The sequence below is a fragment of the Cohnella hashimotonis genome, assembly GCF_030014955.1.
GTDB lineage: Bacteria > Bacillota > Bacilli > Paenibacillales > Paenibacillaceae > Cohnella > Cohnella hashimotonis.
The window spans coordinates 591,220-605,158 of record NZ_JAGRPV010000001.1 but is presented as its reverse complement, the minus strand read 5'-3'; the positions used below and the strand labels follow the sequence as shown (position 1 = coordinate 605,158).

At 60.8% G+C, this 13,939-nt stretch carries 7 protein-coding genes; 1 reads left to right on the top strand and 6 read right to left on the bottom strand.

Annotation, left to right across the window (positions count from 1 at the left end; all coding sequences use genetic code 11):
• Positions 1 to 431 precede the first annotated feature (431 nt).
• The 6 genes from KB449_RS02425 to KB449_RS02400 form a co-directional block, all read right to left on the bottom strand.
• Entirely contained in the window at positions 432 to 5,891 is a 5,460-nt protein-coding gene (locus tag KB449_RS02425) for an S-layer homology domain-containing protein (protein WP_282906839.1), read from the bottom strand.
• A 271-nt stretch (positions 5,892 to 6,162) separates the two neighbouring features.
• On the bottom strand, positions 6,163 to 7,500 hold the full coding sequence (locus tag KB449_RS02420; RefSeq protein WP_282906838.1) for an ABC transporter substrate-binding protein: 1,338 nt from the start codon (positions 7,498 to 7,500) through the stop codon (positions 6,163 to 6,165).
• Between the two features lie 130 nt (positions 7,501 to 7,630).
• On the bottom strand, positions 7,631 to 8,467 hold the full coding sequence (locus tag KB449_RS02415) for a carbohydrate ABC transporter permease (RefSeq protein WP_282906837.1): 837 nt from the start codon (positions 8,465 to 8,467) through the stop codon (positions 7,631 to 7,633).
• On the bottom strand, positions 8,464 to 9,345 hold the full coding sequence (locus KB449_RS02410; protein WP_282906836.1) for a carbohydrate ABC transporter permease: 882 nt from the start codon (positions 9,343 to 9,345) through the stop codon (positions 8,464 to 8,466). The genes KB449_RS02415 and KB449_RS02410 overlap by 4 nt, the downstream gene beginning before the upstream one ends.
• A 69-nt stretch (positions 9,346 to 9,414) precedes the next feature.
• Complete coding sequence (locus KB449_RS02405; RefSeq protein ID WP_282906835.1) at positions 9,415 to 10,800, bottom strand: ABC transporter substrate-binding protein; 1,386 nt, start codon at positions 10,798 to 10,800, stop codon at positions 9,415 to 9,417.
• 512 nt (positions 10,801 to 11,312) lie between these two features.
• Positions 11,313 to 12,215 (bottom strand): ArsR/SmtB family transcription factor, encoded by a 903-nt coding sequence (locus KB449_RS02400; RefSeq protein WP_282906834.1) that lies wholly within the window; start codon positions 12,213 to 12,215, stop codon positions 11,313 to 11,315.
• A gap of 143 nt (positions 12,216 to 12,358) precedes the next feature.
• Between KB449_RS02400 and arfA the strand changes: the two genes are divergently transcribed.
• Positions 12,359 to 13,870 (top strand): arabinosylfuranosidase ArfA, encoded by a 1,512-nt coding sequence (gene arfA, locus KB449_RS02395; RefSeq protein WP_282906833.1) that lies wholly within the window; start codon positions 12,359 to 12,361, stop codon positions 13,868 to 13,870.
• Positions 13,871 to 13,939 lie beyond the last annotated feature (69 nt).

The following is a 13,939-nucleotide window of genomic DNA, read 5'->3' as shown; positions in this document are numbered from 1 at the left end:
CTCGCTGTGGCGTGACCGTCGCGTTAAACCATCTGCTTCCTAGCTGGTACAACCATCGCACCTTGCTTCTCACCCGCCGCCTATCGGCTAATACCGCCGTTCAGATAATTGCTGAAAGGCCACTAATTTTCCCCATCGATCCGCGCCAAAGTAAATAAGTGTCAGAAGGCAGTTAATTCCTGCGAGGGGGGCGTTTCCGCCCATAATTCAGGGCATTAACTGCTTTTCAGCAACTAATTTGCTCGTTTTGCGATTATAACGCGGAAATAGATGCCTTTTAACCACTATCTCCTCCGACGCTACCGGTGCCATCGGTGTCCCAAACGCTCCCAATGCCCTCATGCCCTTGATGCCCTCGATGTCTCGACACCTCCCGCCGCTGCACAGAAAAAACGCCAAGCCCGCGGGCTTGGCGTTTCTTGCTCTCACTGTTACTTCTGCAGCAAATTGTACACCGACTGCGCGGCTTCGGCGCGGGTCGTCACGCCTTGCGGCGCGAACTGCCCTGCACCCCGGCCCGACAGCAGGCCGAGCGACGAGGCTTCGGCCACGTACGGCGCCGCCCAGGCCGCGATGCGGTCCGCGTCGGCGAAGCTCGCGCCTGCGCCGGCCGCTGCCGCGCTGCCGTGCAGATAGCGGTACGCCTTCACGATCATCGTCGCCATCTCCTGGCGGGTGATCGCGCCGCTCGGGTCGAACTTGCCGTCGCCGCGGCCCGTCACGATGCCGGCTTCCGCCGCCAGCGCGATCGGCTTCGCGTACCAGACGCCAGCCGATACGTCGGCGAAGGACTGCGTGCCTTCGTCCGTCAGCTTCAGCGCGCCTGCCAGCAGCTGCGTGAACTCGGCGCGCGTGATCGTGCGGCCCGGCTCGAACGTCGTCTCGCTCGTACCGCCGACGATTTGCTTGGCCGCCAGTTCCTTGATCACGTCGATCGCCCAGTGCGAAGCCGGAACGTCGGCGAAGTTCTTGTTCACTTCAAGTACCGCGTACTTGCTAAAGTGCTGGAGTTGCGCCACATAAGCGCCATCCACGTACTTGCTGTCGACATACTGGCGCTGTCCGTTGCCCGTCAGATAGAAGATGCCGCCGAGCTTCGGATTTGTGACGCCAGGCGCCTTCAGCGTCAGCGTGATCGGCGCGTCGAACGTCGTCACGGCCGTGTTCGCGTCGCCAACGACGACGGTCAGCGTGAACTCGATAACGTCACCTGCAAGGCGCACGTTCGTCGCGTCGGTCGATCCGCCCACTGCCTGCGCAGCCGCGGTCGCGTCAACTGCCTTAAACGATACTTGCACCTGCGCATCGCCAAGGCGATCCGCTGGAATTGCGGCCGCAAGTTGCTTCAATACGGTTGCCGGAAGCGTGAGCGACAGGTCGCCCGCCTTCAGCTCCAGGCTCTTGCCTTCCGCCTTGCCGAGCAGGCTCGCCGACAGCTGCGCAGTCTTCGTGCCTGCTGGCAGCGTCACGGACGCTCCCGTGTCGCCAACCGTCAACATCGCGTCCGATACCTTTAGCGTGCCGTCTGCCGAAGGCGTTTCCGTTCCAGTTCCCGTGTTCGGCGTCGTCACCGGCGGGACGTATGGCGGTACATAGATCGGCGCGATCGTGAGACTTGCCGCCACCGTTGCCGTGCGTTCTTCCGCATCCGTCGCCGTGATCGTCAACGGGAATGTACCGCTGCTCGACGGCGTACCCGTGATCCGCAAGGTCGCCGGATCGAACGTCAGTCCCGTCGGCAATCCGCTAATGCTCCATACGTACGGCTCCGTGCCGCCCGTGGCCGTCAGCGTCAGCAACTGATCGTACGCGCTGCCTTCATTGCCAGATACGATCGCACTTCCCGCAACCGGCGCTACAATCTCCAGTTCCTCCGTACCCGGATCGACCGGATCCGACGGCGAGACCGTCAGAGAAGCCGTCATTTCCCGGGAAACATTGGCGGAATCCGTCACGCGAATGACAACCTCGTACGGGCTGTCGACATCCGTGCCCGCAGCCGGAACGCCGCTAATCTTCTGTGCTGCCGCATCCAACGCAAGGCCTTCCGGCAATCCCGTCACCGTCCAGGTGTAAGGCTCCGTGCCGCCATAAGCCGCCAGCTGCACGCTGTAGGCCGCGCCAACCTTGGCCGCAGGTACAGCTCCGCCTTCCTGCGAGCCGATGCCCAGCACGTCGCCGATGGCCAGCGTATTCGTAACCGATACCGTCTCGTCGTTCGCATCCGTCGCCGAGATCGTCACCGTATACGGACTGTTATCTACTGCGCCGTCCGAAACGGTGCCCGTGATCTTGCCCGTCGCGGCGTCGAAGCTCAGCCCTTCGGGCAGTCCGGTCACGCTCCACGCATAAGGCGCGGTACCGCCGCTCGCTTCGAGCGCCAGCGTCTGCTCGTACGCCACGCCCGGCTTCGCGGCTGGAAGCGCCGCGCCGTCCAGCGGCTTCGCGATGTTCACGGCCGTCTGCGTCACCTGCAGCGAGTCGATGCGCAGATCGGCGGCTTCGAATACGACGTACACGGTATGCGCGCCCGCAGGCGCCGCTGCCACGGCGGCCTCGACTTTCGTATAGCCCAGCTCGTTAACCGTCTGATCGGCAGCCGTCGGCATGACATAGGTCGTCTTACCCGTGACCGGCACCGCGATCGTCGCGAACGGCTCGGCCGTCGGCGAGTCCGCGCGCAGCGTAATATTGCCGCCCGCTCCGTTCGTGCCGACGTACGCTTCGATTTTCTTGGCGCCCGTGAAGTCCGCCTTCGGCAGCGCGACCCAGGATCCCGAACCCTTGGACATGACCGCGTAGTATTCGCCCGCGATCTTGTCGTCGCGCAGACTCTCGACCGTACGCTCCTTCGAAGCTTCGCGGTACGCGACCGCATAAGAATCGTACGCATGGTCGAATACGTTAAATGCCGTCTTGGCATCCAGCGTCGCGAGCGAGTCGCCGGAGATCGTAACGTCCTTGGTCGACCGAATGTCCTTGGAGGAACGTCCGATCATGAACGTATAAGCGCCGTCTTCGACGATATAATCGCCCTTGTTGACGTCCCAGATCGCCAGGTCCTTCGGATCGACGCTGAGCGTGACGATCTTGTGCTCGCCCTGGGTCAGCTCGACCTTGTCATAGGCCACCAGCTTCTTGGCGGGCACTTCTTCGCCGTAGGCGGAACCGTTTTTCCGCGCGTACAGCTGCACGACCTCGGAGGTCGTGATCGAGCCTTCGTTGGTAAGCTCGACGGACACGTTAAACTTCTGATTCGCCACCGCGGCGCTCGGCGCGGTGAATTCCTTGTACGTGAAGTCGCCGTAGGAAAGGCCATAGCCGAATTCGTAAGTAATCGGCGCATTCGTAAACATATAAGTGAGCTTGGCTTCGACCGGATCGGCGTTAAACATGTCCGACACGAAACGGGGATCGAGCTGGTCGACGCCCGAGATCGCCGTATTGCCTTCCGGAATCGAATATTTGTCGATCGCCGGCAGCGCGGACATATCCGCGTACCAGGTCGCCGACAGGCGGCCGGTCGGCGCGTAGTCGCCGAACAGAACGTCCGTCAGGCCTTGCGCGTCGAACTCGCCGGAGTATGGCTGCGTGATAACGGCCGATACGTTCGGATCCTTCTGGATCTCTTCCATGATGACCGGCGAGCTCGCGAGGAGCACGACGACCGTCTTCTTGTTTTTGGCCGCGAACGCCGCCGCGACATTGTGCGCGATTTTGTAATCGTCGGCGCCCAGGTACAGGTCGGCGCGATCGGAGCCTTCGCCGCCGCTGTTGTTCGGATGCGCGCCGACGAATACGAGCGCGTAGTCCTGCGTGTTCGCCATCGCCGCGATATCGGCGCCCATGCCCGCTTCCTGCACGACCGTCTTGTCGAACTTCGCGCTATTGTCCCGCGCATTGAAGTTCGCGATCGTGCCGATCGTCGAAGCGGCTGTCGACACCGAGCCATCGGCGCCGGCCGTCAGCAGGCGTCCGCTGAACAAGCCCGTTTGAATCGCCAGGCCGCCCGAGACGATCGATACGGAGCTTCCGCCGTTCGATTCGAAGCGGAGCTTGGCCGGCACGGTGCTGTTGTTGCCCGTAGAGGCCAGCGTCGTCCAGTCCGGATTGGTCAGCAGCAGGTTGGCGGTGGCCGTGTTGCCCACGCTCGCGCTGTTCGTCGTAGGCGCCGTCACCCAAAGGCCGTTGGCCTTGGACTTCAAGCTGGCTGCGTTCTGGCCCCAGTCGTAGTATTCGAACAGCTGCGCATCGGTCAGCGCGTTCGCCGCGCCTGGGAAGCTCGCGTTCAATTGAGAGCCCGCGCCCGTGCCTGCCGTGACATAATTGCCGTTCGCGGCCGACTTCAGCGCGACGACCGCGCTGCCGGTCGAGAACTTCACGTTGTCCGCGCCGATCGTATTCAGGATCGAATACAGCGGCGTTTTGCCGGCATTCGCGAGCGTCGTCGGCGTCGCCGCGGCGTAGCCCGGACGCATCCGCATGTCGGCGTAAGCGCCGACGACGGCGGCCTTCTTGCTCTTGGCCAGCGGGAGCGCTTCGTCCGTGTTCTTCAGCAGAACGACGGATTCGCGCGCGGCTTGCAATGCCACCTCTTGATGCGCCGGCGTACTGAAGCTGGTCAGCGTAGCGGCCACGTCCTTCGCCTGGCCGGCGAACGGATAGTTGATCGGCACGCCGCTGGCGTCGACTTCGTTAAAAATGCCCAGGCGGGCGAGCTGGTTCACGATCGGACGGCCGGCTTCCTCCACGTCCTGAAGCGTGATGCCGTACAAGCCTTCCTTGACCGCGTTCGCCAGGGTGACGACGTCCGTCTTGTCCGTGCCCGAAGCGCGTACGGACTCCGAATGCGCCAGGACCATCAGCGCGAGCGCGTGCTTGCGATCGAGCGTGTATTGGGTGTCGAACCCGTTGCTGAAGCTCGTGTTGAACAGATGATTCTCGCCGTTAAAGTCCGGCGAAGAGTACATCCCGTAGCGGGCGAGCTGGCTGCCCAGAATCATGTATGGCGAGATGATGTTCGGAACGCCGTTCGTACGGCCGAAGGACGTCATGACGCCGGCTACCGAACCCGACTCCAGCCCCTTGAACGCCGACGGAATCTGATATTCGTAGATGGCCCGCGCGCCGGCGTTCGTGCTCGACGTCTGGCGGAACCACTCCGCGTTGTACAAGGAAAAGTGCTTGGTGCCGACGACCGCGCGCTGCCAGAACCCGTCCTGGCTCGCTTCCTGGTCGGTGCCGGCAAGGCCCGCAGCCATATTGTCGATCAGCGTCGCCGACAGGTAAGGATCTTCGCCATAGCCTTCGGGCGTCCGGCCGTTGAGCGGATTGACGCGAACGTCGGAGAGCGCGGTGAAGGCGATCGAACGCGACGTGTTGGAGCCGTTATGGATGTTGGCCGTTCCTTGCTTGACGTTCAGCTGGCTGATTTTCTCGCTGCCCATGACCTTGCCGACCTGCGAGACGAGCGCTTTGTTCCAGGTCTGGCCCAGACCGACGAGCGCGGGAAAGTCCGTGGATACGCCGTACACGTTGTCGGCCGCCGCGAGCCCGCCGGGAACCGTCTTTCCCTTGTGACCGTTGTTGTCCGCGCCGTCCATGACGAACGTATAATTGTCCCGGATGCCCGTTGCGTACAGCGCCGCTCCTTCGAGCCCGATGTAATCGTAGTACTGGTCAACGAAGGCGTCGAGATGGGTCGGATTGCCGTCGAACAGCGGCATGCCGTCGAATATGCCGCCCGTCTGCGTTTTAAAGGAGATGGCGCCTCCCGGCTCCGCCGCCGAAACCGCCGGCGCATGCGCGCCGAGCGCAAGTCCCGCCGACAGCACGCCGGCCAGCAGCGCGGATACGCTTTTTTTGCCCGTGCGGACGATTGTCTTGTTCATTTGCACACCTGCCGTTTCTCTAATTATGGATCGATCGTCTCCTGCCCGCCGCATTCGGGCCCCTCGCCCGCCCTCCATCACTCCCCCGTGCCGGCGCAGGATCGCCGATGTCATGTTTCATTGTAAGCGGTTGCTTCGCGCGTCATAAGTGCGCCATATTTTGGTTTTAGTCCTCATTTTTAAGACAAAAAAATTCCGCCTCCCCGAAGGGAGACGGAATACGCCTTGCCGCAGGGAAACGGAATGCATCTCGCGGCAACTGCAAGCCGGATCAGCCGGAATGGCCGTCCAGCGCCGCCTGAAGCTCGCTCATATAGAAAGCCGGGGTATAGCTTGGATCCTGAATCAGCAGCTGGGCGCCGTTCCATGCCGTCATCTGGGCAAGCGTATCGAAGCGCGCCTCAAACCAGAGCGCAGTCCTCGCGGCGCCGTCCAGCTTGCTTTGCACCATACGGGTAAGGGGCGGCACGCCAGCTCCGGTCGTATCGGCCTTGAAGCCCGTAATCAGGCCCAGCTCGTCCATCGACCGCTGCCCATACCGCGCGAACGCATACTTCATAAAATCGCCCAGCTCGTCGTCGTATGCCTCGCTTGAGAAGGACGTGGTGAGTCCCGCATTCATCGGATATTCGTCCAGCGCGCCCAAGCCTTCCGCCGCGAGCGGGATGCTGAAGAAGCCGATCGCTTCGGGCGGGATCCGTCCTTCGACGGTTTTGTTCAGGTCGCGAATCGACCAGCTGCCCGTATAGATCATGGCGGCGCGTCCCTGCGTGAACGCTCGCATGGCCGAGCCGATGTCCACCGTATTGGGATCCTGCCCGAAGTATCCTGCCTGCGCCATTTGCTTCACGGTTCCGGCGGCTTCGACGAAACCAGGGTCGGTCAGTTTCAATTCGCCGCGGTAAACCCGTTCCATTGCATCAGCGCCCAGCTTGCGGATGGCGTAAGCGTTGATCAGGCGGGTGATCGGCCACTTGTCCTTCCCAGCGACGGCAAACGGCTGAATCCCCGCGTTTTTGAACACGTCGGCCGCCCGCAGCATATCGTCCCAGGTCCGCGGCTCATCCAGATGATAACGGGCGAACAGCGTCTTGTTGTACCAGAAGCCCTCGATATTAAGCTCCAGCGGCAGCGCGTACAGCCCCATGCCGTCGGTCATCCGCTTCAGCAAATCGACGGCGACCGGATTGAGCTGGCCGGCAATGCCGAGCTGCTCGAACGTGCCCTGCAGCTCAAGAACGGCGCCGCTGCGAATCAGGTCCAGGAGCGGCTCGCCGGACTGGTAGCTGAACATGGCCGGCAGGTCGTTGCTTGCGGCGAGCAGCTGCACTTTTTGCGACAAATCGTTGTTCTGCACGCTCTCGATCCGGAACTTGAAGTCCGGGTGCGTCTTGGCGTATTCCGCCGCAAGCTCGCGGATGACGCTCGTGCTGCCCGAGCTCGGATTGCCGGCAGTCATATAAAGGACAGGGACCGTCTCGGGAAGCGGCGGCGTTGCGGCCGTATCCGCCTTCGTGTTCGCACAGCCTGTCAGCGCCGTCGCCGTCCAAGCGGAGAGCAGCGCTGCCCGCGCCGCGCGCGGCATCATTCGGCACCAATCGATTATCATCGGCTAATCCTTCATTCTGTGGAAGTGACAGACGGCAAAAAGACTCCGCCCGGAGTCTTCTCATCATATCCGATATCCGGCCGCAGGCATAGCGAACCGGAGGAGGCGGCCCCTCAAAGGTCCGCCGCGTTCAGCCCTTCACCGCGCCGACGGTCATGCCGCCGACGAAGTACTTCTGCAGCGCGAGGAACGCGAGCAGCAGCGGCAGCGCGCACAGAATGCAGGCCGCGAACAGCACGTTCCACTGCGCGGGGTTCTGCTGGTCGCCGAGGAAGCCGAGCATGGCGACCGGAAGCGGCGCCGCCAACGTTTTCGTGATAAACACCATGTTGAAGAAGTAGTCGTTCCAGATCCAAACGCCTTGCGTAATGACGACCGAGACGGTCACGGGCAGCAGCAGCGGGAACACGATCTGCCAGTATCTGCGGAACATGCCCGCGCCGTCGATATGGGCCGCCTCCTCCAGTTCTTCGGGCACACCGCTGCGGATGAAGCCGGTGTACAGAAACGTGGAAAACGGCAGGCTGCACGTGATGAACATGAGGATCGGCGTGTATTGGTTCATCGGGATGCCGAATGATTTGATCATCTGAATGATCGGGATGAGCACCATCTGGCCGGGCACGACGAGGCCGGACAGGAAGAAGATGTACAGGAACTTGCTCGTCCGGCTGCGGATGCGCGCCATCGGGTAGGCGGCCATCGCGGCCAGCAGGACGACGAAGACGACCGAGACGCCGGTCAGCACGACGCTGTTCCACAGCGCGGTCGGGAAGTGCATGCGCGTGAAGGCCGAGCGGAAGCTCGCGAACGTGAATTCGTTGAACCAGTTCAGCGGGTCGGTCATGTTCTTCGGCGACCGCAGCGAGCTGGACAGCACGATGATGAGCGGCACCAGGTTGAGAAAGACGAGCGCGAGCAGCGCGATATGGGTGAACGAGCGCTTGACGGCGGGCGCGGAGGTCATGCGGATATCTCCCTTCTGTTCAGCGTGAAGACGAAGGCGGCAGTGATGACGATGATGAGCGCGAACGAGATGATGCCGAGCGCCGACGCCTTGCCGAACAGCTGGTCGGTGAACGCCATTTTGTACATCGCGTAGATCAGCGTGTTGGTCGACGTGCCCGGGCCCCCGTTGGTCATGACGAACGGATAGTCGAATGCCTTCAGCCCGTTGATGACGCTGAGCGTGACGTTGATCGTGACGGACGTCGCGAGCAGCGGAATCTTGATAAAGCGCACGAGCTTCCAGCGTCCGGCGCCGTCGATTTTCCCCGCTTCGATCAAATCCATCGGTACCGTCTGCAGGCCCGCCAGGAAGATGATCGTGCTCGTGCCGATGTTTTTCCAAATATCTACCGCGATAATGGAGTAAAGCGCCTTGTCGTAGCTGCCGAGGAAGTTCGTATCGATCCCGTTCAATCCGATCTTATGGAGAAAAGAGGCAATCAGCCCTTCGTCCGGCATGTACACGTAGCTCCAGATGAAGCCGACGACGATCGCGCTGAACAGCGTCGGAATGTAAAATGCCGAACGATACAGACCTTTAGCTCGAATATTCGCATTCAGCAGGAACGCTATCGCAAGCGCGACAATGTTGCCCAGGATGACGGTGACGAACGTGTAAATGAGCGTATTGCGGACGGACAAACCGAGGATCTCCTCGTGGAACAGCGTCTTGAAGTTGCCCGCGCCGACGTAGTTGAACTTCTGGACGTAGCCGTTGTAGTCGGTGATGCTGTACTGGAACAGCTTGAGGATCGGGAATACCCAGAACAAGCAGTAAAAAAGGAGGGCCGGGAGCACGAACCAAAACATCGTTTTTTTCATCACGGCACTATTCATGATGCTTCTTTCCTTTCGGCGTGAATTGCATCAAGGGGGAATCTCGCTCCCCCTTGATCTCGCTGGCGATCAGCCTTTATAAAGTTCTTTGTACTTGTCCTGCATCGCCTTGGTGACGTCTTCGGCCGTCGTCTTCTTGCCCCCGATGATCTCGCCGAACTTGGACTGCATGACGTCGCTGACGCCCGCCGGCCACATTTGATTCGAGAAGTAGAACGCGTGGCCCGTGCTCTGAATCTCGGTCAGCACATCCTTGAAGATGTCGTTCTTGAGCGTCACGCCGTTAAATACGCTGATGGACGGGTTCGACTCCACCCACGCCTGGAAGAGCGGCGATTGGCCGTCGTACAGATATTCGAAAATTTGCTTGGCGACGTCGAGGTGCTTGGACTTGGCGTTCAGCGCGTAGCCTGCCGCCGTTGCCGCGGATGCGTATACCGGCTCGCCCGCCTTGTTGCCCGGGAGGGAGAAGAAGCCGCGCTCGAAGTCGGCCGCGCCCTTGGCGGTGACGCCCGGCAGGTCCCAAGTGCCCGTGAAGATCATGGCCGCCTTGCCGTCGACGAACTGCTGCATCGCCTGCGCGCTGGCCATGCCGAGCGAGTTTTTGGACACATAGCCTTTGTCGTACAGCGTCTTGTACTGGTTGACCGTCTCGACCCACTTGGCGTCGGTCAACTGCGTCTCGCCGGTTTGCAGCTTCTTGTCGAAGTCCGGATCGGACGGGTAGACCGTGTTGGCGGCGAGCTGGTACATGCCGAACTGCACGACCCACGGGTCCTTGTCGCCCATGACGATCGGCGTAACGCCGGAAGCCTTGAGCTTTTCGGATGCGGCCAGGAAGCTGTCCCAATCCTTCGGCACCTCCGTGATGCCGGCCTTCGCGAACAGATCCTTGTTGTAATAAGTGCCGAGGATGTCCATCCCCTTGGCGACCGCGTACGGCTTGCCTTCGTAGCTCATGTCGTTCATGGCGGCCTTGCTCACGTTGTTCCAGAAGCTGAGGCCGGACAGGTCGGCCGCGTAGCCGGCCTTCGCCACCTCGATCGCGCCCATGTTCGCCATGTTCGGGAAGACGAGGAAGATGTCCGGGCCTTCGCCTGCCGCCAGCTTCGTCTTGACCGACGTGTAATACTGCTCGTCGGGCAGCTTCTGGACTTCGAGCGTGACGTTCGGGAATTTTTCTTTGACGAGCTTGGGCAGCGTGTCGAGCTCGAAGTCGGCGCCGTCGGCGGCCTTGGAGCCGGAGACGAGCATGGTGAGCGTGACCGGATCGGCGCTCGGCGTACTTGCGGACGGACTGGCCGCCGCGGATGCGGACGCCGACGGGCTGGCGGCGGACGAGCTCGCGGCGGAAGGCGATGCCGTATTATTGTTATTGCTGCCGCACGCGGCGAGCGCGACGGTGAACAGCGACGCTACGGCGACGCCGGCGACTTGGGATTTCAATGACTTCATATTTGACTCCCCCTCATGATCTTGCAGCTTGTTAGCCGCTTACATTTTTCATTGTAAGGGCCGCCGGCCGCCGCCAGAAGCGCGTCATTTTTTAGTTTGATTCCTTATTTTTAAGAGGGATTGCTGCTCCGCACTTGGACATACTGATGTACTTAAAACCCGCTGTCGCACGGATTTGCCCAGCCCACCGGACCCAGGATCCGCTATTTGCGCCCGCATTGACGACATCGGAGGCTCACCGGACACTGCGGACGCTATTTCGCTCAAAACCGGTCTTTCCCGCCCGATTCGGGAGAGATAACAGAACCACAGTCCGCAAGTACGTCAATATTCGCTTCATGCGCTAAAATAACGCCCCTACGGTCCGTAACGTCTGTCCCACCTTTGCATCGCGATCTGGTCCTCGCCGTGCCACCCGCCAAATGTATCGCTCCCCCCGCTCCGAACCGGCCAAACCACAAAAAAAGACCGAGGCGTCGCCGCCTGGTCTCATCAAATGTTAACGCTCGCCCTTACTCGTAATAGCTCCGCACGACAATGTCCTGATCGTAGTTGCCGAAGCCCTTGCCGTAGAGCGTGAGACCGCCCCGGCCCCGCCCTGTATCCTCCGCGGCGATCCGCAGTGTCCAGTTCATCGCGTCCGTCTCGATATCGCGCAGGCCGACGCCCGATATTTTCTGACCGTCGACGTAGGTGCCCTTCTCCTTGATGCGAAGCACCTTCATCAAACCATATTGATTGACGTCCGAATGCCACCACTCCGGCGTCAACCGTCCCCGCCGATCGCCGAAGTCGCCGGGACTCGTCCATACCCCTACGGTTTTTCCGCCCAGATCGAAGCGGATGTCCGAGGGCCAATTCTCGTTCACGCGCGGCGCCTCCGAACCGATCTCGAGCGAGATCTCGATCTCGCGCAGCCGCTGGTCTTTGTACAAATAGTTCGGCAGCTTGTACTCGACCCACCCCTTGGCCATCCACAGGATGCCCGCGTTCACCCGCTCCGGATCCATGAAGCAGATCGGATTGTCGAACTGGCCGATGACCTTCTCCGTCGTCGCGATGCCGCAGGTCGGCCAAGCCTCGTAATCGGTATACTGGCCAATCGGCAGCGACAGCTCGTGACAGTTCAATGAGGCCGGGGCATCCGGGGACAGTTTGATCTGCATGAACTCCGTTTTTACGTAACAAAGCTTGTAGGTCCCACCGTCCATCCGCTTCATTCTGCTGCCGACGATACCGGCCTCTTCGAGCTTGCGAATGTGTCCGCTGACGACCGCGTTGCTCAGGAACAGCTCCTCCGCCAACTCCTTCACGTGACGTTCCCGCTCGTACAGCTTATCGATGATCTTTAATCGCACCTCGCTGGCCAGTGCCTCGTAGATGCGAAGCGCTTTTGAATCGGTAGAGATCAGCACGCGCTCACCATCCGATCAGGATTTTGTTTTAAGTGAATTCTGTAATAAAAGATTGTCTGTCATTTTCTATTATGTTACGAATAATATAGGTTTTCAAGATTATTGAATTTAGTTTTACCTTAATCCTTAAGGAGGTCAATCACATGACAATCCGCTCTCATATGCTGATCGACAAGCACTTCGCCGTATCCGTCGTGGATCCCCGGATGTACGGTTCCTTTATCGAGCACCTGGGGCGCGCCGTTTACGGGGGCATCTACGAGCCCGGGCACCCGACCGCGGACGAGAACGGCTTCCGCCGAGACGCGCTGGAGGCGATCCGCGCGCTTCAGGTTCCGATCGTGCGCTACCCGGGCGGCAACTTCGTGTCCGGCTACAACTGGGAAGACGGCGTCGGCCCCAAGTCGGAGCGCAAGCGCAAGCTCGAACTCGCCTGGTGGACGACCGAGACGAACGCCGTCGGTACGAACGAATTCGCGGATTGGGCCAAGCTGGCCGGCACGGAAGTGATGATGGCCGTCAACCTCGGCACGCGAGGGCCCGACGACGCCAGAAATCTCGTCGAATATTGCAACCATCCTTCAGGCTCTTATTACAGCGACTTGCGCATCGCCCACGGCTATCGCGAGCCCCATCGCTTCAAGACGTGGTGTCTGGGCAACGAGATGGACGGCCCCTGGCAGATCGGCGCGAAAACCGCGGTCGAGTATGGACGTATTGCCAACGAGACGGGCAAAGTGATGCGCTGGGTCGATCCGTCGATCGAGCTCGTCGCCTGCGGCAGCTCCTCCAGAGGCATGCCGACGTTTGCCGAGTGGGAAGCGACCGTCCTCGATCTCGCGTACGATCAGGTCGACTATCTTTCGCTGCACGCCTATTACAACAATAACGCGGGAGACACGGCCAACTTCCTGGCCAGCTCGCTCGATCTCGACCAGTTCATCGGGGGCGTAGCTTCGATTGCCGATTACGTCCAGGCGAAAAAGCGAAGCAAGAAAAAAATCATGCTGTCGCTCGACGAGTGGAACGTCTGGCATTCGATCGGCACAAGCCGCGCGAGCGAACGCTGGCAGATCGCGCCGCCGGAGTTCGAGGACGCGTACACCTTCGAAGACGCGCTCGCTGTCGGATGCTACCTGATCACGATGCTGAAGCACGCCGACCGGGTGAAGATGGGCTGCCTCGCCCAGCTGATCAATACGATCGCGCCGATCATGACGGAGACGGGCGGCTCGCTCTGGCTGCAGACGACGTACTATCCGTTCCTTCACGCTTCGAATTACGGCAGAGGCACGGTTCTGCAATCGGTCGTCGATTCACCGAAGTACGACGCCAAAGACTTCACCGACGTTCCTTACCTGGAATCGGTCAGCGTGTTCGACGAGGAACAGGGCCTGCTGACGATTTTTGCAGTGAACCGTCACCTGGAAGAATCGATGGCGCTCGATGTCGACGTCCGCAGCTTCTGCGAAACGCGTCTGCTGGAGCACATCGTGCTGGAGAGCGACGATCTGAGGGCCACCAACACCAACAACAATCCGAACCGGGTCGTCCCTCGCACCGGCGGCGAATCCAAGATCGATGCCGGACGCGTGCAAGCCGTACTCGGCCGCGCTTCCTGGAACGTCATTCGGATCGCGACGACGAAAGGCTGATCGCGAGGAAAACCAAAAGAGACCGGAAACGGCTGCAGGGACTCACGCCCCTCGCCGCTTCCGGTCTTT

Bases quoted from the DNA above. Each gene is read 5' to 3' on its own strand.
- KB449_RS02425 (WP_282906839.1), bottom strand. From the start codon at position 5,891: ATGAACAAGACAATCGTCCGCACGGGCAAAAAAAGCGTATCCGCGCTG.
- KB449_RS02420 (WP_282906838.1), bottom strand. From the start codon at position 7,500: ATGATAATCGATTGGTGCCGAATGATGCCGCGCGCGGCGCGGGCAGCG.
- KB449_RS02415 (WP_282906837.1), bottom strand. From the start codon at position 8,467: ATGACCTCCGCGCCCGCCGTCAAGCGCTCGTTCACCCATATCGCGCTG.
- KB449_RS02410 (WP_282906836.1), bottom strand. From the start codon at position 9,345: ATGAATAGTGCCGTGATGAAAAAAACGATGTTTTGGTTCGTGCTCCCG.
- KB449_RS02405 (WP_282906835.1), bottom strand. From the start codon at position 10,800: ATGAAGTCATTGAAATCCCAAGTCGCCGGCGTCGCCGTAGCGTCGCTG.
- arfA (WP_282906833.1), top strand. From the start codon at position 12,359: ATGACAATCCGCTCTCATATGCTGATCGACAAGCACTTCGCCGTATCC.